The sequence below is a fragment of the Limnohabitans sp. DM1 genome, assembly GCF_001269385.1.
GTDB lineage: Bacteria > Pseudomonadota > Gammaproteobacteria > Burkholderiales > Burkholderiaceae_C > Limnohabitans_A.
In genome coordinates, this window is sequence record NZ_CXOO01000022.1 from 277880 (window position 1) to 302701 (window position 24822).

1 protein-coding gene (running past one end of the window) is annotated in these 24822 nt (G+C 64.3%); it reads left to right on the plus strand.

The genetic code is table 11. From position 1 onward, the window contains the following. A protein-coding gene (locus tag AMM33_RS09065) for an Ig-like domain-containing protein (protein WP_090140505.1) crosses the window boundary here: on the plus strand, positions 1 to 24822 show its 5' portion. It continues 10179 nt past the right edge of the window; the window shows 24822 of its 35001 coding nt (coding positions 1–24822); it begins with the start codon at positions 1 to 3; its stop codon lies beyond the right edge, outside the window.

A 24822-nucleotide genomic window follows, 5' to 3' on the forward strand; every position in this document is an offset into this window, starting at 1 on the left:
ATGACTAAAAAATTCAAAGTTCTCGTCAACACCGGCAGTACACAAAACAACAAAGTGCTCGACGTTGAACAAGGCGCAGCAAGTCAAGGCAAAGCGCTGCGCATCAAAGCCATCGCGGGGGCCCAATACCAGTTGCAAGAAGTAGACAAAGGTAATGGCAAGGGCTTTGCACCCGAGGGCATCAAGGTCAAGCGGGTTGGCAAGCACCTATACATCATGTTCGAAGGCAGCGGCGAAGCGGATGTGATCATTGAGGACTACTACGAGGTCATGCCCGAGGGATACAACGGCATCGTGGGAGAGGCAGAAAACGGTAATTTCTATGAATACCAGACACAAGACCCGGCAGAAGGGGGCATGATTGGGCGCTTAAATGAGGGATCTGGGGCTGTGGCTCAGGCCCTGGGGGGATCGGAGGTCAGTGGTTCGGGTGCTGCGGTGGGTTTTTTGGCTGCCGCATTCAACCCCTTGCTGGGCGCGTTGGGATTGGTGGGCGCGGGTGCTGCTGTTGCGGCTGTGGCTGCGGGCGGTGGCACCACGCCGAACACTTTAAGCACCACCATCGGCAGCGTGACCGACAACGTGGGCAACCCGAACAACTCGGCGCAGCCCATCACCAACGGCGGCCAGACCAACGACACCACGCCCACCTTGAGCGGGCGTGGGACGCCTGGCGAGACCGTCACCATCCGTGACGGCGACACCGTGGTGGGCACCGCCACCGTCAACCCTGACGGCACTTGGAGCTTCACAACCCCCGAGCAAGGCGAGGGCCCGCACAGCTACACTGCCAGCACCCCGTCCGGCGGCACCAGCGCGCCATTCAACTTCACCGTGGACACCACTGCGCCCAAGATCGCAGTCACCATGGACAAATCCGCGCTCAGCAGCGACGACACCGCTATCGTCACCTTCACGCTCAGTGAAGCCAGCACCGACTTTGTGCAGAGCGACGTCAAGGTCACCGGCGGCAGCATCGGCCCCTTGACGCAAAGCAGCACCAACCCGCTGGTCTACACCGCCACCTTCACGCCCAGCAACGTTACCGGTACCACGCCGGTGAGCGCCAGCATCCAGGTCGAGAGCGACAAGTTCAGCGACGCAGCAGGCAACCTCAACAAAGACGGCGGCGAAGCCGACAACACCGTCACGGTGAGCGTCAGCGCAGGCAAGGGCAACGTCGCCATCACGCTGGACCCCATCACGGGCGACAACGTCATCACGGTGGCCGAAGGCAACGCGGCCAACATCACGCTCACCGGCAAAGTCACCGGTGCATTCACCGCAGGCGACGTGGTTACTTTGAGCCTGAACGGCAAGAACTTCACGACCACCGTAGCCGCCAACGGCAACTACAGCTTCAGCGCCTCCAGTGCCGACCTCAAGGCCGATACAGATACCAAGGCTGAAGTTTCAGTAGCTGCCACCAACCAAGGCAAAACCAGCACCGCCACCAACAGCCAGGACTACAGCGTCGAGACCACCCCCAACACCGGCACCGCCTTGGTCATCGACCCTGTTGCGGGCGACAACGTCATCAGCACCACTGAAGGCAACGCGGCCAACATCACCGTCACGGGCCGTGTCACGGGCAGCTTTGCCGCAGGCGACGTGGTCACCTTGAGCCTGAACGGCAAGACCATCACGGCGGCAGCGGCTGCCAACGGCAGCTTCAGCGTGAGTGTGCCCAGCGCCGAGCTGCGCGCCGATCCGGACACCAAGATCGAGGGCCGCGTCACGGGCACCGGTGGCGACACGGCCACGGCATCGCAGGACTACATCGTCGAGGGCGACACCAACTCGGGCCGCACGGCGTTGAGTCTGGAGCCGGTCACGGCCGACAACGTCATCAACGCCAGCGAAGCGCAAAACGCCAACAACACCGTCACCGGCAAAGTGACGGGCACCTTTGCCGCAGGCGACGTGGTCACCTTGACGGTCAACGGCAAGCCCTTCACCGGCACGGCTTCGGCCAGCGGCAGCTTCAGCATCAGCGTGCCCACGGCCGACTTGGTGGCGGACGCTGACACCACGGTGGACGCCCGCGTCTCTGGCACAGGCGGCAGCACCGCGACTGCGGTGCAGAACTACGGCCTGGACACGGCCAACAACACCGCCATTGGCGGCTCGCGCCAAGGCGCGGCCACAGAAGACAGCGCCGTGCAAGCGAGCGGCACCCTCACCGTGACGGGCGCGGCCAACAGCGCAGACAACGTGCTGCAGTCGCCCACCAGCTTGGCCGGCACCTTCGGCAACTTCACGCTCAACGTCAGCACGGGCGCGTGGACTTACGCGCTGGACAACAGCAAAGCGGTGACCCAAGCCCTGACAGCGGGCCAAAAAGTCACCGACAAACTCACGGTGGCCAGCAAAGACGGCAAAGCCACGACGGAGATCGTGATCGAGATCACCGGCGTCAACGACAGCGCCGCCATCACCGGCACCCGCACTGGCAGCGTGACCGAGGACAGCGCCACGCAAAACACCGCCAGCGGCACCCTCACCGTGAGCGATGTGGACACGGGCGAAGCCGTCTTCAGCACCCCCACCAGCGCCACCTTGGCCGGCACCTTCGGCAACTTCACGCTCAACGCCAACACGGGCGCGTGGACCTACACCCTGGACAACAGCAAGGCGGCCACCCAAGCGCTGGCTGCGGGCCAGCAAGTCACCGACAAGCTCACCGTCACCAGCAAGGACGGCACCGCCTCTGAAGACATTGTGGTCACCATCACGGGCACGGCCGATGCGAACAACACCACCGTCATCGCAGGCTCCACCAAGGGCAACGCCACCGAAGACAGCGCCGTGCAAGCGAGCGGCACCCTCACCGTCAGCGGCTCAACCCTGAGCGCCGACAACGTGCTCCAAACCCCGGCCAGCCTAGCGGGCACCTACGGCAACTACACCCTCAACGCCAGCACGGGCGCGTGGACCTACACGCTGGACAACAGCAAGGCCGTCACTCAAGCCCTGAGCGCGGGCCAAAAAGTCCAGGACAAGCTCACCGTCACCAGCAAAGACGGCAAAGCGATTGCCGAGATCTTGATCGACATCACCGGCGTCAACGACAGCGCCACCATCACGGGCAGCAAAACCGGCAGCGTGACCGAGGACAGCGCCACGCAAAACACCACCACCGGCACCTTGACGGTGAACGACGTGGACACGGGCGATGCCATCTTCAGCGCGCCAGGCAGCGCCACGCTGGCCGGTCAGTTTGGCAACTTCACCTTCAACACCACCACAGGCGAGTGGATCTACACGCTGGACAACAGCAAGCCTGCCACGCAAGCCTTGGCGGCGGGCCAAAAAGTCACCGACAAACTCACCGTCACCAGCAAAGACGGCACCGCCTCCGAGGAGATCGTGGTGACTGTCACGGGCGCGGAAGATGCGGGCAATGCCAACGAAAAAGCGGCCATCATCCTCGACCCCGTCACGGGCGACAACGTCATCACCGTGGCCGAGGGCAACGCGGCCAACATCACGCTCACCGGCAAAGTGACCGGTGCCTTCACGACGGGCGATGTGGTCACGCTCAGCCTGAACGGCAAGACCTTCACGGCCGCTGCGGCAGCTAACGGCAACTACAGCATCAGCGTGCCCAGTGCCGATCTCCGTGCTGACGCCGACACCAAGGTCGAAGTGCGTGTGGCCGCCAAGGACCCCATCACCGGCAGCACCATCACCGTCAGCAACAGCCAGGACTACACGGTCGAGTCCAGCAACAACACCGGCACCGCCTTGGTCATTGACCCGGTCACGGCCGACAACATCCTCAACGCGGCCGAAGCGGGCCAGACGAACACCGCCATCACTGGCAAGGTGACCGGCGTGTTCCAGGCGGGCAACACCGTCACGCTCACAGTGAATGGCAAGCCCTTCACCGGCAGCGTCAACGCCCAAGGTGGGTTCAGCATCAACGTGCCCACGGCCGATCTGGTGGCAGACCTGGACACCCAGATCGAGGGCAGCGTCACCATTGGCAGCGGCCTGAGCTTTGCGGCCAGCCAAAACTACGCGGTCGACACATCGGCGCCTACAGCGACCCTCAAGCTCGACCCGCTGACCACCGACAACATCATCAATGCCTCCGAAGCCGGCCAAGCCAACCTGCCCGTCACGGGCAAGGTCGAGGGCGAATTCAAAGCCGGTGATGTGGTCACCGTGATGGTCAACGGCAAGCCCTTCACCACCACAGTGCAGGCCAATGGCAACTTCAGCGTTAACGTGCCCACGGCCGACCTGATTGCGGACCCGGACACCAAATACGAAGTCAGTGTGGCGCTGGTGGATGCTGCAGGCAACCCCGGCACGGCCACGGCCAGCAACGACTACAGCAGCGACGTCACGCCCCCGGCCAACAACGTGGCCATCAGCCTGAACCCCGTCACCGGCGACAACATTGTCTCGGTGGCCGACGGCCAGGCGTCTTCCATCACGCTCAGCGGCAAAGTCTCGGGCGCCTTCACCGCCGGTGATGTGGTCACGCTCAGCCTGAACGGCAAGAACATCACCACGGCAGCAGCAGCGGACGGCAGCTACAGCTTTACCGTCAACATCAACGACATCAAGGACGACCCCGACACCAAGGCCGAGGTCAGTGTTGCCGCCAAAGACCCGGCCACAGGCAAGACCAGCGCCGTGGCCACCAGCCAGGACTTCACGGTTGAGACCAACGCCACCGAAGGCCAGACCGTGGCCCTGTTCATCAACACCGTCACGGCCGACAACGTCATCAGCACGGCCGAAGCGCAGCAAGCGAACACCACCATCACGGGTCAAGTGACGGGCAAGTTTGCTGCAGGCGATGTGGTCAGCCTGATCATCAACGGCAAGACCTTCACAGCAGCCGCTGCGGCCAACGGCAACTACAGCGTCAGTGTGCCCACAGCCGACCTGGTGGCCGACTTTGACACGCAAATTGATGGCCGCGTCACCACCAGCGCAGGCACGGCCACGGCTGTGCAAAACTACGCCAACACCGACGCCATGCCCACCAGCATCAGCGCCGTGACCGACAACGTGGGCAACCCGAACAACGCGGTGCAGCCCATCACCAACGGCGGCCAGACCAACGACACCACGCCCACACTCAACGGCAAAGGCACGCCCGGCGAGACCGTCACCATCAAAGACGGCGACACCGTGGTGGGCACCACCACCGTCAACCCTGATGGCACCTGGACCTTCACCGCCACCGTGCAAGGCGAAGGCCCGCACAGCTACACCGCCAGCACCCCATCGGGTGGCACCAGCGCACCGTACACACTCACCGTGGACACCACGGCGCCCAAGATCGCGGTCACCATCAGCACTGCCACATTGAGCAGCGACGACACCGCTATCGTCACCTTCACGCTCAGTGAAGCCAGCACCGACTTTGTGCAGAGCGACGTCAAGGTCACCGGCGGCAGCATCGGCCCCTTGACACAAAGCAGCACCAACCCGCGCGTCTACACCGCCATTTTCACGCCCAACAACGTCACCGGCAGCACGCCTGTGAGCGCCAGCATCCAGGTCGAGAGCGACAAATTCAGCGACGCGGCAGGCAACCTCAACAAAGACGGCGGCGAAGCCGACAACACCGTCACGGTGAGCGTCAGCGCAGGCAAGGGCAACGTCGCCATCACGCTGGACCCCATCACGGGCGACAACGTCATCACGGTGGCCGAAGGCAACGCGGCCAACATCACGCTCACCGGCAAAGTCACCGGTGCCTTCACCGCAGGCGATGTGGTTACTTTGAGCCTGAACGGCAAGAACTTCACGACCACCGTAGCCGCCAACGGCAACTACAGCTTCAGCGCCTCCAGTGCCGACCTCAAGGCCGATACAGATACCAAGGCTGAAGTTTCAGTAGCTGCCACCAACCAAGGCAAAACCAGCACCGCCACCAACAGCCAGGACTACACGGTCGAGTCGAGCAACAACACCGGCACCGCCTTGGTCATTGATCCGGTCACCGCCGACAACATCATCAACGCCTCCGAGTCAGGTGCCACCAACACCGCCATCACTGGCAAGGTCAATGGTGTGTTCCAGGCGGGCAACGTGGTGACGCTCACCGTCAACGGCAAGCCCTTCACCGGCAGCGTCACCGCCCAAGGTGGGTTCAGCATCAACGTGCCCACGGCCGATCTGATCGCCGATCCCGACACACAAGTGGAGGGCAGCGTCACCATTGGCAGCGGCCAGTCCTTTGCCGCCAGCCAGAACTATGCGGTCGACACCTCGGCCCCCACGGCCACGGTGACCCTGAACCCGCTGACCGCAGACAACAAGATCGACGCGGCCGAAGCGGGCCAACTCAACCTGCCCGTCACGGGCAAGGTCGAGGGCGATGTCAAACCCGGTGATGTGGTCACCGTCATGGTCAATGGCAAGCCCTTCACCACCACGGTGCAAGCCAACGGCACCTTCAGCGTGAACGTGCCCACCGCCGACCTGATCGCCGACCCGGACACGAAATACGAAGTCAGCGTGGCATTGACCGATGGCGCGGGTAACCCTGGCACCGCCACGGCCAGCAACGACTACAACAGCGATGTGCTGCCGCCCAATGAAAAAGCGGCCATCATCCTGGACCCGGTGGCGGGCGACAACGTCATCACCGTGACCGAAGGCAATGCGGCCAACATCACGCTCACCGGCAAAGTGACCGGCGCCTTCACGGCGGGCGATGTGGTCACTTTGAGCCTGAACGGCAAGACCCAAACCGCCAGCGTGGCTGCCAACGGCAACTACAGCTTCAGCGTGCCCAGCGCCGACCTCAAGGCCGACGCCGACACCAAGGCCGAAGTGAGCGTGGCCGCCAAGGACCCGATCACCGGCACCACCGTCAACGCCAGCAACAGCCAGGACTACACGGTCGAATCCAACAGCAACACCGGCACCGCGCTGACGATTGACCCGGTCACGGCCGACAACATCATCAATGCGGCCGAAGCTGGCGCGGCCAACACGGCCATCACCGGCAAAGTGACGGGCGTGGTCGCTGCAGGCGAGCGCGTCACACTGACCATCAACGGCAAGACCTTCACCGGTGCCACCGCAGCCGATGGCAGCTACAGCATCAGCGTGCCCACGGCCGATCTGGTGGCTGACCCGGACACGCAAGTCGAGGGCAGTGTCACCACCACAGCGGGCTTGAGCTTCACGGCCAGCCAAAACTACGCGGTCGACACATCGACGCCTACAGCGACCCTCAAGCTCGACCCGCTGACCACCGACAACATCATCAATGCCTCCGAAGCCGGCCAAGCCAACCTGCCCGTCACGGGCAAGGTCGAGGGCGAATTCAAAGCCGGTGATGTGGTCACTGTGACCGTCAACGGCAAGCCCTTCACCACCACAGTGCAGGCCAATGGCAACTTCAGCGTCAACGTGCCCACGGCCGACCTGATTGCAGACCCTGACACCAAATACGAAGTGAGCGTGGCGCTCACCGACGGTGCGGGCAACCCCGGCACGGCCACAGGCAGCAATGACTACAGCAGCGACGTCACGCCCCCGGCCAACAACGTGGCCATCAGCCTGAACCCTGTCACCGGCGACAACATCGTCTCGGTGGCCGATGGCCAGGCCTCTTCCATCACGCTCAGCGGCAAAGTCTCGGGCGCCTTCACCGCCGGTGATGTGGTCACACTCAGCCTGAACGGCAAGACCGCCACCACCGCCGTGGCCGCCGACGGCAGCTACAGCTTTGTCACCAACATTGGCGACATCAAAGGCGATCCAGATACCAAGGTCGATGTCAGTGTCGCGGCCAAAGACCCGGCCAATGGCAAGACCAACACCGTGGCCACGAGCCAGGACTACACGGTCGAGACCGATGCCACTGCAGGTCAAACCGTGGCCCTGTTCATCGATACCGTCACGGCCGACAACGTCATCAACGCAGCAGAAGCGGGCGTGGCCAACACCACCCTCACCGGCCGGGTCACCGGCGTGGTGGCTGCAGGCGACGTGGTCACGCTGAGCATCAACGGCAAGACCTTCACCGCAGCGGCTGCTGCCAACGGCAACTACAGCGTCAGTGTGCCCACGGCCGACCTGGTGGCTGACCCGGACACGCAAATCGAGGGCCGCGTCACCACCAGCGCGGGCACGGCCACGGCGGTTCAAAACTATGCCACCACCGCCACCACCGACACCACTGCCACCACCATCACGGGCGCGACCGACAACGTCGGCAACCCGAACAACGCGGTGCAGCCCATCACCAACGGTGGCCAGACCAACGACACCACGCCCACCCTGACCGGCAAGGCCCCGGCCGGTGAAACCGTGGTCATCCGTGACGGCAACCAGATCATTGGCACCACCACGGCCAACGCGCAAGGCAACTGGAGCTTCACGCCCAGCGCCTTGGGCGAGGGCCCGCACAGCCTGAGCGCCAGCACCAGCTCGGGCGGCACCAGCGCGCCGTTCACCTTCAGCATCGACACCACGGCGCCCAAGATCGCGGTCACCGTCGACAAAGCCGCGCTCAGCAGCGACGAAACTGCGCTGGTCACTTTCACGCTCACCGAAGGCGGCACTGACTTCGTGCGCGATGACATCAAGGTCAGCGGCGGCACCATGGGCCCCTTGACGCAAAGCAGCACCAACCCACGCGTCTACACCGCCACCTTCACGCCCAACGCGGTGACAGGCACGGCCGCAGCCTCGGCCAGCATCCAGGTCGAGAGCGACAAATTCAGCGACGCTGCAGGCAACCTGAACAAAGACGGTGCCGATGCCGACAACACCGTCTCGGTGAGTGTGAGCGCCGGCAAGGGCAATGCCGCCATCGTTCTGGACCCGATTGCGGGCGACAACATCATCACCGTGGCCGAAGGCAACGCGGCCAACATCACGCTCACAGGCAAAGTCACGGGCGCCTTCACCACCGGTGATGTGGTCACATTGAGCGTCAACGGCAAGCCCTTCACGGGCACCGCCACGTCCAACGGCAGCTTCAGCATCAACGTGCCCAGCGCCGACCTCAAGGCCGACGCCGACACCCTGGTGGAGGCCTCTGTGGTCGCCACCTTCAAAGGCAGCTCCGTCACCGCCACCAACAGCCAGGACTACAGCGTCGAGACCAGCAACGGCACGGCCACCGCCTTGTCCATTGACCCGGTCACGGCCGACAACATCATCAACACGGCCGAGTCGGGCGTGGCCAACACCCCTGTCACAGGCAAGGTGACGGGCGTGTTCCAGGAGGGCAATGTTGTGACGCTCACCGTCAACGGCAAGCCCTTCACCGGCAGCGTCAACGCCCAAGGTGGGTTCAGCATCAGCGTGCCCACGGCCGATTTGGTGGCAGACCCGGACACGCAAGTGGACGGCCGCGTCACCATTGGCAGCGGCTTGAGCTTCACGGCCAGCCAGAACTACGCGCTCGACACCTCGGCGCCGACAGCCACCATCACGCTCAACCCGCTGACCGCTGACAACGCGATCGACACGGGCGAGGCCAGCCAAAACAACCTGCCCGTGACGGGCAAGGTCGAAGGCGAAGTCAAGGAAGGTGATGTCGTCACCGTCATGGTCAACGGCAAGCCCTTCACCACGACAGTGCAGGCCAACGGCAACTTCAGCGTCAACGTGCCCACGGCCGACCTGATTGCAGACCCGGACACGAAATACGAGGTGAGCGTGGCGCTCACCGATGGTGCGGGCAACCCCGGCACCGCCACAGCGAGCAACGACTACAGCAGCAGCGCTGTGCTGCCAGCCAACAACGTGGCCATCAGCCTGAACCCCGTCACCGGCGACAACATCGTCTCGGTGGCCGAGGGCCAGGCCTCCACAGTCACACTGAACGGTCAGGTCACGGGTGCGTTCACACCAGGTGATGTGGTCACACTCACGCTCAACGGCAAAACCGCCACAGCCAGCACCGATGCCAATGGCGCTTACAGCTTCACCGTCAGCACGGCCGATCTGCGCGCTGACCCTGACACCAAGGCCGAGGTCAGCGTGGCGGCCAAGAACCCGGCCGACGGCAAGACCAACACGGTGTCCACCAGCCAGGACTACACGGTCGAGACCGATGCGACAGCAGGCCAGACGGTGGCGCTGTTCATCAACACGGTCACGGCCGACAACGTCATCAACGCGGCTGAAGCCCAGCAAGCCAACACGGCCATCACCGGCCAAGTGACCGGCAAATTTGTCGCCGGTGATGTGGTCACCCTGAGCATCAACAACAAAACCTTCACCGGTGCTGCAGCGGCCAACGGCAGCTACAGCATCTCTGTGCCCACAGCCGACTTGGTGGCCGACTTTGACACGCAAATCGATGGCCGCGTGACCACCAGCGCAGGCACTGCATTGGCCGTGCAAAACTACGCCACCAGCACCAACCCCGACACCACGCCGCCCAACGACGGCAAGGCGGTGGCGCTGACCATCGACACCGACGCCAACAACGACGGCTTCATCAACCGCGCAGAGCTCAGCGGCAGCGCCACGGTCAGCGTCAGCGCCGCCTTTGATGGCAGCAAAGTGGACGTGGGCGATGTGGTCAGCATCACCGACGGCAGCACCGTCAAAAACATCACCATCGATGCGGCGGCCAAGACTGCTGGCAAAGTGACGACCACGTTTGCAGCGCCTGCCGAAGGCGCGAGCATCAACGTCAGCGCTGTGCTGCGCGACGTGGCCAACAACGCCACGCCCGAAGCCAAGGACACGGCGCGCCGCGACACCTCCAACTTTGGACCCGACGCGGGTGACACCACCAAGAACGTCACCATCGAGATCACCTCGGACGCCAACAACAACGCGGTGCTCAATGTCACCGAGTTGACCAGTGGCCGGGTCAACGTGCGTGTGGGTTTGTCGGCCGACGCCCGCGCGGGCGACACCTTGGTGGTCGAAGGCACGGGTAACGCATCGCAGACCATCACGCTGAGCGCCGAGCAAGTGGCGGCCAAAGAGGTGTTGGTGCAGTTCACGCCGCCGGCCAACGGCACCAACTTTGTGGCCGCAGCGCAGCTGAGCGATATCGCTAAAAACACCAGCGCCCGGGTCACCGACAGCGCCACCATCAACACCAGCTTGCCGGGCTCGCCCACCGTGGTCATTGAAGAGGACGCCAACAACGACGGCTTCATCAACCGCAGCGAGCTCAATGGCCAGATCAACGTCAAGGTCACCGCGCCTGCAACGGCCGTGGTGGGTGACACCCTGACCGTGACCGATGGCACGAGCACTCAGACCTTTGTGCTGACCAGCACGCAGCTGACCAGCGGCGTGAGCACCACGTTTGCAGCGCCTGCAGACGGCGCCACGTTCAATGTGTCGTCCACCCTCACGGTGGCGGCCACGGGCAACGTGAGCAACCCTGGCACCGACAGCGCCAAGCTCGACTTGACGGACTTCAGCAAGGTCGATCCGGCCAACCCGAGCGGCCCACGCATCAGCGCGGTGCGCGTGAACATCGACACCGACGCCAACAACGACGGCCAAGTCAGCGTGGCTGAGCTCAGCGGCACGGCGGACAAGGTCAAAGTGACGGTCTTGCTGCCTACAGGGACAGGTACGTCTGCTGCAGTGGGCGACATGCTCACCATCAAGGCCAGCGGCAACGCAGACCGCGTGATCACGCTCACGGCGGCGCACATCAACGCGGGCCAGGTGGTCATCACCGACTACAACAGCACGGGCGACAACACCACATTCACCGTCACGGCCAGCATCCGGGATGCGGCGGGCAACGCGAGCCCCACGCCGGACGCGAGCGACAGCGCCACGATCCGCAGCACCATTGCGGGCGCGCCGGTGGTCACCATCACCGAAGACGGCAACAACGACGGCTTCATCAACACCGCTGAGCTCAGCGGCACGGTGGGCGTGAACATCTCGATCCCCACGGCGGCCAAGGCGGGCGACACGCTGCGCGTGACCGTGGGCGGCGTGGTGGAGAACATCACCCTCACCACCGCCAACATCACCGCAGGCAGCGTCACACGTGAGGTGACAGCGCCTGCCAGCGGCAGCACGCTCAGCGTGCAAGCGCAACTGATCGACCAGGCCAACAACAGCTCTGCTGTGGGCAGCGACAGTGCGGTGATCGATACCACCACGCCCAACGGCGGCGCAGCTTTGGCGCTGACCATTGACACGGACACCAACAACGACGGCTTCATCAACCGAGGCGAGTTGAACGGCAGCGCCACGGTCACCGTGAGCGCTGGCTTTGACGGCAGCAAAGTGGCCGTGGGCGACGTGGTCACCATCACGGACGGCACCACCACCCGCACCATCACCATCAACGATGCGGCCAAGACTGCTGGCAAAGTGACGACCACGTTCACCGCGCCTGCTGAGGGCAGCAGCATTGATGTGAAAGCCACGCTCAAGGACGCGGCCAACAACACCACGCCCGAAGCGAGCGACACGGCGCGGCGCGACACCTCCAACTTTGGCCCGGTCGACCCGAACGTGGACCCGGCCAACGCGGACAAGAACGTCACCATCGCGATCACCTCGGACGCCAACAACAACGCGGTGCTCAACGTCACCGAGTTGACCAGTGGCCGCATCAACGTGCGCGTGGGCCTGTCGGCTGACGCCCGCGCGGGCGACACCTTGGTGGTCGAAGGCACGGGCAACGCGTCCCAGACCATCACGCTGAGCGCGGCGCAGATCACTGCGCGCGAGGTGTTGGTGCAGTTCACGCCCCCAGCCAACGGCACCAACTTTGTGGCCGCAGCGCAGCTGAGCGATGTGGCGCAAAACACCAGCGCCCGGGTCACCGACAGCGCCGTGATCAACACCAGCTTGCCGGGCTCGCCCACCGTGGTCATTGAGGAAGACGCCAACAACGACGGCTTCATCAACCGCAGCGAGCTCAATGGCGAGATCAACGTCAAAGCCACACCTCCGTCCACAGCGGTGGCTGGTGACACCCTGACCATCACCGACGGCACCACGGTCAAGAGCTTTGTGCTGACCGCAGCGCAGCTCACAAGCGGCGTGAGCACCACGTTTGCAGCGCCTGCAGACGGCGCCACGTTCAATGTGTCGTCCACCCTCACGGTGGCGGCCACGGGCAACGTGAGCAACCCTGGCACCGACAGCGCGCGCCTGGACCTGACCGACTTCAGCACCGTGGACCCCGCCAACCCGAGCGGCCCGCGCATCAGCGCGGTGCGTGTGAACATCGACACCGACGCCAACAACGACGGCCAGATCAGCGTGGCTGAGCTCAGCGGCACCAGCAACAGCGTCAAAGTGACGGTGCTCTTGCCCACAGGCACCGGCACAGCAGCGGTGGCGGGCGACACGCTCACCATCAAGGCCAGCGGCAACGCAGACCGCGTGATCACGCTCACGGCGGCGCACATCAGCGCGGGCCAGGTGGTCATCACCGACTACACCAGCACGGGCGACAACACCACGTTCAACGTGACGGCCAGCATCCGGGATGCGGCGGGCAACGCCAGCCCCACGCCGGACGCGAGCGACAGCGCCACGATCCGCAGCACCATTGCGGGCGCACCGGTGGTCACCATCACCGAAGACGGCAACAACGACGGCTTCATCAACACCGCTGAGCTCAGCGGCACGGTGGGCGTGAACATCTCGATCCCCACAGCGGCCAGGGCAGGCGACACGCTGCGCGTGACCGTGGGCGGTGTGGTGGAGAACATCACACTGACGGCGGCGAACATCACCGCAGGCAGCGTCACGCGCGAGCTGACAGCGCCTGCCAACGGCAGCACGCTGCAAGTCAAGGCCCAGCTGATTGACCAGGCCAACAACGCCTCCAGCGAAGGCACGGACAGCGCGGTGATCGACACCACGCTGCCCAACGGCGGCGCAGCTTTGGCGCTGACCATTGACACGGACACCAACAACGACGGCTTCATCAACCGCAGCGAGTTGAACGGCAGCGCCACGGTCACCGTGAGCGCCGCCTTCAATGGCGCCTTGGTGGCGGTGGGCGACGTGGTCACCATCACGGACGGCACGACCACCCGCACCCTCACCATCAACGATGCGGCCAAGACTGCGGGCAAAGTGACGACCACGTTCACCGCGCCTGCTGAGGGCAGCAGCATTGATGTGAAAGCCACGCTCAAGGACGCGGCCAACAACGCCACGCCTGAGGCCACGGACACGGCGCGGCGCGACACCTCCAACTTTGGCCCGGTCGACCCGAACGTGGACCCGGCCAACGCGGACAAGAACGTCACCATCGCGATCACCTCGGATGCCAACAACAACGCAGTGCTCAACACCAGCGAGCTGTCCAGTGGCCGCATCAACGTGCGCGTGGGCCTGTCGGCTGACGCCCGCGCGGGCGACACCTTGGTGGTCGAAGGCACGGGCAACGCGTCGCAGACCATCACGCTGAGCGCCGAGCAAGTGGCGGCCAAAGAGGTGTTGGTGCAGTTCACGCCGCCCGCCAACGGCACCAACTTTGTGGCCGCAGCGCAGCTGAGCGACATCGCTAAAAACATCAGCGCCCGGGTCACCGACGCTGCCACCGTCAACACCAGCTTGCCGGGCTCACCCACCGTGGTCATTGAAGAAGACACCAACAACGACGGCTTCATCAACCGCAGCGAGCTCAATGGCGAGATCAACGTCAAAGCCACACCTCCGTCCACAGCGGTGGCCGGTGACACCCTGACCATCACTGATGGCACCACGGTCAAGAGCTTTGTGCTGACCGCAGCGCAGCTCACAAGCGGCGTGAGCACCTCGTTTGCAGCGCCTGCGGACGGCGCCACGTTCAACGTCTCGTCCACCCTCACGGTGGCGGCCACGGGCAACGTGAGCAACCCTGGCACCGACAGCGCCAAGCTCGACTTGACCGACTTCAGCACGGTGGATCCGTCCAACCCGAGCGGCCCACGCATCAGCGCGGTGCGTGTGAACATCGACACCGACGGCAACAACGACGGCCAGATCAGCGTGGCCGAGCTCAGCGGCACCAGCAACAGCGTCAAAGTGACGGTGCTCTTGCCCACAGGCACGGGCACAGCAGCGGTGGCCGGTGACACGCTTACCCTCAAGGCCAGCGGCAACGCAGACCGCGTGATCACGCTCACGGCGGCGCACATCAGCGCGGGCCAGGTGGTCATCACCGACTACACCAGCACGGGTGACAACACCACGTTCAACGTCACGGCCAGCATCCGGGATGCGGCGGGCAACGCCAGCCCCACGCCGGACGCGAGCGACAGCGCCACCATCCGCAGCACCATTGCTGGAGCGCCGGTGGTCACCATCACCGAAGACACCAACGCGGACGGCTTTGTGAGCGACAGCGAGCTGCAAGGCACGGTGGGTGTGAACATCTCGATCCCCACGGCGGCCAAGCCAGGCGACACGCTCAAGATCACCGTCAACGGTGTGGAAGAGAGCGTGACGCTCACGCAGTCGCAGATCACTGCGGGCAGCATCACGCGCGAGGTCACGGCGCCCGCCAACGGCAGCACGCTGAGCGTGCAAGCGCAGTTGGTGGACCAGGCCAACAACGCCTCGGCTGTTGGAAGCGACAGCGCGTTGATCGACACCACAGTGCCCAACGGCGGCGCAGCTTTGGCGCTGACCATTGACACCGACGGCAACAACGACGGCTTCATCAACCGGGGCGAGTTGAACGGCAGCACCACGGTCAGCGTGAGCGCCGCCTTCAATGGCGCGTTGGTGGCGGTGGGCGACGTGGTCACCATCACCGACGGCACCACAACCCGAACCATCACCATCGACGCGGCGGCCAAGGCTGCGGGCAAAGTGACGACCACGTTCACAGCGCCTGCCGAGGGCAGCAGCATGGATGTGAAAGCCACGCTCAAGGACGCGGCCAACAACACCACGCCCGAGGCGAGCGACACGGCGCGGCGCGACACCTCCAACTTCGGTCCCGACAGCAATGAGGCTAAAAACGTCACCATCGCGATCACCTCGGACGCCAACAACAACGCGGTGCTCAACACAGCAGAGCTGTCCAGCGGCCGCATCAACGTGCGTGTGGGCCTGTCAGAGGACGCCCGTGCGGGCGACACCTTGGTGGTCGAAGGCACGGGCAACGCGTCGCAGACCATCACGCTGAGCGCCGAGCAAGTGGCCGCGCGCGAGGTGCTGGTGCAGTTCACGCCCCCTGCCAACGGCACCAACTTTGTGGCCGCAGCGCAGCTGAGCGATATCGCTAAAAACACCAGCGCCCGGGTCACCGACGCTGCCACCGTCAACACCAGCTTGCCGGGCTCGCCCACCGTGGTCATTGAAGAGGACGTGAACAACGACGGCTTCATCAACCGCAGCGAACTCAATGGCCAGATCAACGTCAACGTCAAGGCCCCCACCAACACGGCCGTGGGTGACACGCTCACCGTGACCGATGGCACCACCGTCAGAAGCTTTGTGCTGGACACCCAGGCCAAGGTGGACGATGCACGCACCAACGGTGTGGGCACCACGTTTGCTGCACCTGCAGACGGCGCCACGTTCAATGTGTCGTCCACCCTCACCGTGGCTGCATCTGGCAACGTCAGCAACGCTGGCACCGACAGCGCCAAGCTCGACTTGACCGACTTCAGCAAGGTCGATCCGGCCAACCCGAGCGGCCCGCGCATCAGCGCAGTGGGCGTGAACATCGACACCGACGGCAACAACGACGGCCAGATCAGCGTGGCCGAGCTCACAGGCACCAGCAACAGCGTCAAAGTGACGGTGCTCTTGCCCACAGGCACCGGCACAGCAGCGGTGGCTGGTGACACGCTCACCCTCAAGGCCAGCGGCAACGCAGACCGCGTGATCACGCTCACGGCGGCGCACATCAGCGCGGGCCAGGTGGTCATCACCGACTACACCAGCACGGGCGACAACACCACGTTCAACGTGACGGCCAGCATCCGGGATGCGGCGGGCAACGCGAGCCCCACGCCGGACGCGAGCGACAGCGCCACGATCCGCAGCACCATTGCGGGCGCACCGGTGGTCACCATCACCGAAGACACCAACAACGACGGCTTCATCAACACCGCCGAGCTCAGCGGCACGGTGGGCGTGAACATCTCGATCCCCACAGCGGCCAAGGCGGGCGACACGCTGCGCGTGACCGTGGGCACGGTGGTGGAGAACATCACACTGACGGCGGCGAACATCACCGCAGCCAGCGTCACGCGCGAGCTGACAGCGCCTGCCAACGGCAGCACGCTGCAAGTCAAGGCCCAGCTGATTGACCAGGCCAACAACGCCTCCAGCGAAGGCACGGACAGCGCGGTGATCGACACCACGCTGCCCAACGGCGGCGCAGCTTTGGCGCTGACCATTGACACGGACACCAACAACGACGGCTTCATCAACCGCAGCGAGTTGAACGGCAGCGCCACGGTCACCGTGAGCGCCGCCTTCAATGGCGCCTTGGTGGCAGTGGGCGACGTGGTCACCATCACGGACGGCACGACCAGCAAAAACATCACCATCGATGCGGCGGCCAAGACTGCTGGCAAAGTGACGACCACGTTCACGGCGCCTGCCGAGGGCAGCAGCATTGATGTGAAAGCCACGCTCAAGGACGCGGCCAACAACACCACGCCCGAGGCTACGGACACGGCGCGGCGCGACACCTCCAACTTTGGCCCGGTCGACCCGAACGTGGACCCGGCCAACGCGGACAAGAACGTCACCATCGCGATCACCTCGGATGCCAACAACAACGCAGTGCTCAACACCAGCGAGCTGTCCAGTGGCCGCATCAACGTGCGCGTGGGCCTGTCGGCTGACGCCCGCGCGGGCGACACCTTGGTGGTCGAAGGCACGGGCAACGCGTCGCAGACCATCACGCTGAGCGCCGAGCAAGTGGCGGCCAAAGAGGTGTTGGTGCAGTTCACGCCGCCCGCCAACGGCACCAACTTTGTGGCCGCAGCGCAGCTGAGCGACATCGCTAAAAACATCAGCGCCCGGGTCACCAACGCTGCCACAGTCAACACCAGCTTGCCGGGCTCGCCCACGGTCACGATTGAAGAGGACGTGAACAACGACGGCTTCATCAACCGCAGCGAACTCAATGGCGAGATCAACGTCAAAGCCACACCTCCGTCCACAGCGGTGGCCGGTGACACCTTGACCATCACCGACGGCACCACGGTCAAGACCTTTGTTCTGACCGCAGCGCAGCTCACAAGCGGCGTGACTACCACCTTTGCAGCGCCTGCAGACGGCGCCACGTTCAATGTGTCGTCCACCCTCACGGTGGCGGCCACGGGCAACGTGAGCAACGCTGGCACCGACAGCGCCAAGCTCGACTTGACCGACTTCAGCACGGTGGATCCGTCCAACCCGAGCGGCCCGCGCATCAGCGCCGTGCGCGTGAACATCGACACCGACGGCAACAACGACGGCCAGATCAGCGTGGCCGAGCTCACAGGCACCAGCAACAGCGTCAAAGTGACGGTGCTCCTGCCCACTGGCACGGGCACAGCAGCGGTGGCGGGTGACACGCTCACCCTCAAGGCCAGCGGCAACGCCGACCGCGTGATCACGCTCACGGCGGCGCACATCAGCGCGGGCCAGGTGGTCATCACCGACTACACCAGCACGGGCGACAACACCACGTTCAACGTCACAGCCAGCATCCGGGATGCGGCGAACAACGCCAGCCCCACGCCGGACGCGAGCGACAGCGCCACCATCCGCAGCACCATTGCTGGGGCGCCTGTGGTCACCATCACCGAAGACACCAACGCGGACGGCTTTGTGAGCGCCAGCGAGCTGCAAGGCACGGTGGGCGTGAACATCTCGATCCCCACGGCGGCCAAGCCAGGCGACACGCTCAAGATCACCGTCAACGGTGTGCAAGAGAGCGTGACGCTCACGCAGTCGCAGATCACTGCGGGCAGCATCACGCGCGAGGTCACGGCGCCTGCCAACGGCAGCACGCTGAGCGTGCAAGCGCAGTTGGTGGACCAGGCCAACAACGCCTCGGCTGTTGGAAGCGACAGCGCGGTGATTGACACCACAGTGCCCAACGGCGGCAACGCTTTGGCGCTGACCATTGACACGGACGGCAACAACGACGGCTTCATCAACAAAGTGGAGCTGGGATCGAGCACCACGGTCAGCGTGAGCGCGGCCTTCAATGGCGCCTTGGTGGCGGTGGGCGACGTGGTCACCGTCACGGACGGCACGACCAGCAAAAACATCACCGTTGACGCGGCGGCCAAGGCAGCGGGCAAAGTGACGACCACGTTTGCAGCGCCTGCAGAAGGCGCGAGCATCACGGTCCGGGCCACGCTCAAGGACGCGGCCAACAACGCCACGCCCGAGGCGAGCGACACGGCCCAGCGCGACACGACCGACCCCACCAACGCCTCTGTGGCCTTGGCCTTGCGCATCACCACCGACACCTCGGACAACGGGGTGGTCAGCCCTGCCGAGCTCAATGGTGCGAGCAGCTTCACCAGCCGCGCCAGCTTTGACAGCGACGCCAAGGCCGGTGACAAGATCGTGTTCAACGCCACCAATGGCACCACCGCCTTGGCCAGCATCACGCACACGCTGACGGCAGGTGACATCACGGCCGGCTTTGTGCAGGTGAGCTTTGCCAACCCGGCAGAGGGCCAGACCCAAACCGTCACGGCCCAGTACCTGGACGCGGCGGGCAACCCGGCCACCGATGGCACGGTCAGCGACAGTGCCCGACTGGACACCACAGCGCCGACCCAAACCGTCACCATCTCGGCCATCAAGGACGACGTGGGCGACGTCAAGGGCACCGTCAGCAGCGGAGGCACCACGGACGACACCAAACTGGACTTGGAAGGCACGCTCAGCGCCGCCTTGGCGGCAGGCGAAGTGGTGCAGATCTTTGACGGCGCCACCTTGGTGGGCACGGCTGTGGTCAACGGCACCAACTGGACCTTTGCCGATCCGCGCACCTTGACCAACAACCAAACGGTGCAATACACGGCCAAAGTGTTGGACGCGGCCAATCTGTCGGGCCCGGTCAGCAGCGCCTACAGCGCCACCATCGTCACCAGCTTGCCCTCGATCTCCGTCACCTCGGTGGCCGGTGATGCGGTGAACGACACCAATGCGCTCAACGGTTTGTACGACGCCACCGAGCGCGGCACGACTGCGACGCCTGCGCCCGTCATCTCGGGCACCACCAGCAACGTGCAAGCGGGCCGCGTGGTCACGGCCACGATCAACATTGGCGGCGTGGACAAGAGCTACACCGGCACGGTGCAAAACGACGGCACCTGGTCTGCCACCATCACCAGTGCGGACGCGCTGACCCTGAACCACGGCAACACCTTTGCCATCACGGCTCAGGTGAGCAACGCGGCGGGCAACATCGCCAGCGACACCAACAACGGTGTGCGCGTGAACATCCAGCCGGCCGACATTCCAACGGTCAACAACCTCAACAGCGGCACCCTCACGCCGACCCTGACCGGTCAGGCGCTCAAGGAAACTGCACCGAGCTCGAACTCATTTGTGACGCTGGCCACGGGTGACACCATCAGCGTCACCGTGGGCGGGGCCACCTACACGGGCACGCTGAACACGGCCAACGCCAACAACGGGCTGCCCACGGGGCTGAGCTACAACACCACGACGAACCAGTGGTCGATCAACACCGCCACGGCCACCCCCACCAGCGGCACGCTGAGCCTGAGCAACGGCACGACCAACAACGTGGCGGTCAGCGTCACGGCAGGCAGCGTGACCAAGACAGACGTCAGCTCGGGCGAGTTGGTGATCAACACCACAGCGCCCACCATCACCTTGGCGGAAATCTCCACCGACGGCTTCATCAACGCCGCCGAAAGTGGCCAGTCCCTGGTGATCAGCGGCACCACCAACGCCCAAGTGGGCTCCACCGTCACCATCACGGGGCTGGATGCGACCCAGCGCACGGCCACGGTGCTGGCAGGCAGCGGCGGCACCAACACCTTCACGCTGACCATCCCGGCGTCTGAGGTGACGGCGCTGGCCAACGCCAATGCAGAAAAAATTGCCACTGCCAGTGTGGTCAACGCCTTTGGCTTGAGCGCCAGCGACACAGAAAACGTGTTCATCGACATCGTCTCGCCCACGGCTGTGGCCGACACGGCCAGCGGCAACGAAGACATCACCACGCTCAGCGGCAACGTGGGCACCAACGACACCAACAAAGACAGCACCGAGGTCTACAGCCTCAGCGGCAGCGCCACGGGCAGCTTTGGCAGCTTGGCGCTGGGCAGCAACGGCGCGTGGACCTACACGGTGGACGAGGCCAAGCGCGGCCAGTTGAACGCCATCACGGCCAACGCGGTGGAGACCTTCACCTACAAAGTGACCGATGCGGCGGGCAACAGCACCAGCAGCACGCTGGCCATCACGCTCACGCCGGTCAACGACGCACCGGTCAACACCGTGCCAGGCACACAAAGCACGGCCGAAGACACGGCCAAGGTCATCACGGGCCTGAGCATTGCGGACGTGGACGCGGGCGGCAGCGCCGTGACCGTGACGCTGGCCGTGACCAATGGCGTCATCACCGCAGCCACCAGCACGGGCGTCACCATCACCAACAACGGCACCGCCAGCGTCACGCTCAGCGGCACCGTCTCGGCCATCAACACCTTGCTGGGCCTGGCCAGCGGCGTGACTTACACGCCCACAGCCCACTTCAACGGCAGCGCCACGCTCACCATGACCACCAACGACGGTGGCAACACCGGCAGCGGCGGCGCACAAAGCGATGTGGACACCGTGACCATCAACGTCACGGCCGTGAACGACGCGCCGGTGGGCGTGAACGACACGGCCACCATTGGCGAAGCCGGTGGTACGAACAACGCCACGGCGGGCAGCGCCCTCACATCGACCACGAGCGGCGTGAGCGCCCTGAACGTGTTGGCCAACGACACGGATGTGGACGCGAGCGATACGCTCAGCGTCAAAGACATCAAGGCGGGCACGGGTGGCGCAGTCACGGCTGTGGCTGCGGGCAGCACCAGCACCAGCAGCGGCACGGCCATTGCGGGCAGCTTCGGCACGCTCACCATCGGCGCCAACGGCAGCTACGTTTACGTGGTGGACCAGAACAACGCCTCGGTGCAGGCGCTCAACACCAACAGCACCGCGCTGAGCGACGTGTTCACCTACACGGTGCAAGACGCAGCGGGTGCAAGCAGCACGGCCACCATCACGGTGTCGGTGACGGGGGCCAACGACGCACCCACGGTGGCCAACGCCTTGGTGGACCAAAGCGCCAGCGCCAGCAGCGCCTTCAGCTACCAGTTTGCAGAGAACAGCTTTGCGGACGTGGACAACGCCAGCCTCACTTACACCTTCACGGTGGTGGACAGTGGCGGCACGCCCCTGGCCACGCAGCCGAGCTGGTTGAGCCTGAACGCCAGCACCCGCACCTTCAGCGGCACCCCCACGTCCAGCGACGTGGGGCTGCTGCGCGTGCGCGTGACGGCCAGCGACGGCAGCCTGAGCGTGAGCGACACGTTTGAGATCAACGTTGTGAACCCGAACGTGGCCCCCGTGGCCGAGCCGACGATGGTCAACAGCCTGGCGCAGCAAAGCGTGCCCACGGTGACGATCACGGACAACTTGGCGGGCAACGCGACGGTGGCGGGCCAGACGGTGACGTACACGCTCAAGTTCAGCGAGCCGATTGACGAGGCGAGCCTGACGGCGGCGGACGTTGTGGTGAGCAATGGCGGCACCAAAGGGGCGCTGACCCGAGTCAACGCGTCTGAGTACACCATCTCGGTGGAGGCCCCATCGGGCAATGGCGTGACGAGTTTGCGCATTGCCGACGGCAGCTACACCAGCGTCAGCGGTGTGGCGGGTTCTGGCGCTACGGCAACGCAGACTTATGGATCCATCAGCACAGCCTCTGCACCAGCGATCAACGGTGGTGTTTCGCAGGGTTCTGTAGCGACGTCTTCGGGTTGGAGTGATTTGGGTTCTAGTACGCCCGACATGAACGATGCGTCAAACTCAGCACTTTCAACATCACATACGTTAACAAACCTGAATGGCACCTCTCTTAATGGTGGGACGTTTGCACAAATGGTGTCAAATGCCAATCCGGCAAATGATGAGGGAATGACTGCCAACATATCAGGCTTGACTGTTGGGCAAACCTATACCTATGGTGTTCAATGGCAACAAGCCACATTGACGTCAAATGCAGTGGGCGGCCAGCAATTTTCTGGTGGCCAGTTGGAGATGCGAGTCGATGGTGTCAGCAAAGTCTTCAGCAGCGATGATGTCGCAGACGGCTGGCAAACAGCGTTGTTCACATTTACCGCAACCGCTACCAGCATGCCGGTGGTCTTGAAAATCAACGGCCTTAATGACAGTGTGAGCACATCACCAGGTGGCGGTTACATCGTTGTTGACTCATTGACAACAGCTCAAATTTCCACATTGGCTGCAGAAGGCACTACGCCGCTGACGTTGAGCCAAGCAGGCTCGGCAAGCGCAGACAACTTTGTAGGTACCGACGGCGATGACACCTTCAACATCGCCACAGCCGCCACCACTACCGCCAGCGGAACCGACACCGTCATTGCCGGTGCAGGCAACGACACGGTCATCGTCAACGCCAACAACTTTGCTGCGCTGGCCGCGACGAACAGCATGTTCATTGACGGCGGCTTGGGTGTGAACACCTTGCGCATCGACGGCACAGGCCAACTGCTGAACCTGACCAACGCCACCGTGGCGGGCAAGCTCGACAACTTCAGCGTCATCGACATCACCGGCTCGGGTCCCAACGGGCTCAAGCTCGATTGGGCTTCGGTCAACGCCATCACCGGCGGTGCCAACGTGGCCAACACGGCCGTGAACGAAGCCAAGCTCCTGGTGGTCAACGGCAACACCAGCGACTTCGTCGAACTGGCTAATCTGAGCCAGTGGACGGTGGGCACTTCCGAAGCAGGAGCCGACCTGGCCGCCCAGCTGGGCAGCCAATACGGCTTCACCGCGGGTCAAAGCTACAAGGCCTACACCCTCAACGGCGTGACGGTCTACGTCAACACCGCCATGGGCAACGCCAGCACCACCACCAGCACCAGCGCGCCTGCGCAACTGGTGTCACAAGCCCAAACCGTGCAAGCCTTGTTCGGCCCCAGCTTCACCGACAGCGACGGCAGCGCCGTGGCCAAGGGCCAGTTCAAAGGCGTGGTCATCACCGACGCGGGCGACACCAACGAGCAGAGCACCATGGGCGTGTACCAGTGGTCCACCGACGGCACAAACTGGACCAGCCTGGCCGCAGGCCTGAGCGACAGCAGCTCGGTCTTCCTGGCCCCCACCACGATGATCCGCTTCCAGGCGGCAGCGGGTGTGGCCCGCCTGAACCAGCACGAGCTCAAGGCCCGTCTGGTCGACAACTCCGGCGAAACCGGCACCGGCAGCCTGGCCAACGGCGCGACAGCGGTGAACGCCTCCGTCAACGGCGGCGAAACCGCCTTCAGCGGCAACGTCATCACGCTCAAGGACATCGTGAGCCAGACCCCGGTCATCGTGAGCTTGGGCGACAACGTGGGCAGCACCACCGGCAACTTTGCCAGCGGTGTGAGCACCGACGATGCTACGCCCACCCTGTCCGGCACGGCCGAAGCGGGCGCGACCATCAAGCTGTTCAACAACGGCGTTGAAATCGGAACGACCACGGCCAACGGCGCGGGCGTGTGGAGCTTCACGCCCACGGCGGCGCAAGCCAACGGCAACTACAGCATCACGGCGCAAGCTGTGGACGCGGCCAACAACACCAGCGCCACATCGAGCGCCTTTACCTACACCCTGGATGGCAACATCGCCCCGGTGGCCAACCCCACGGTGCTGAGC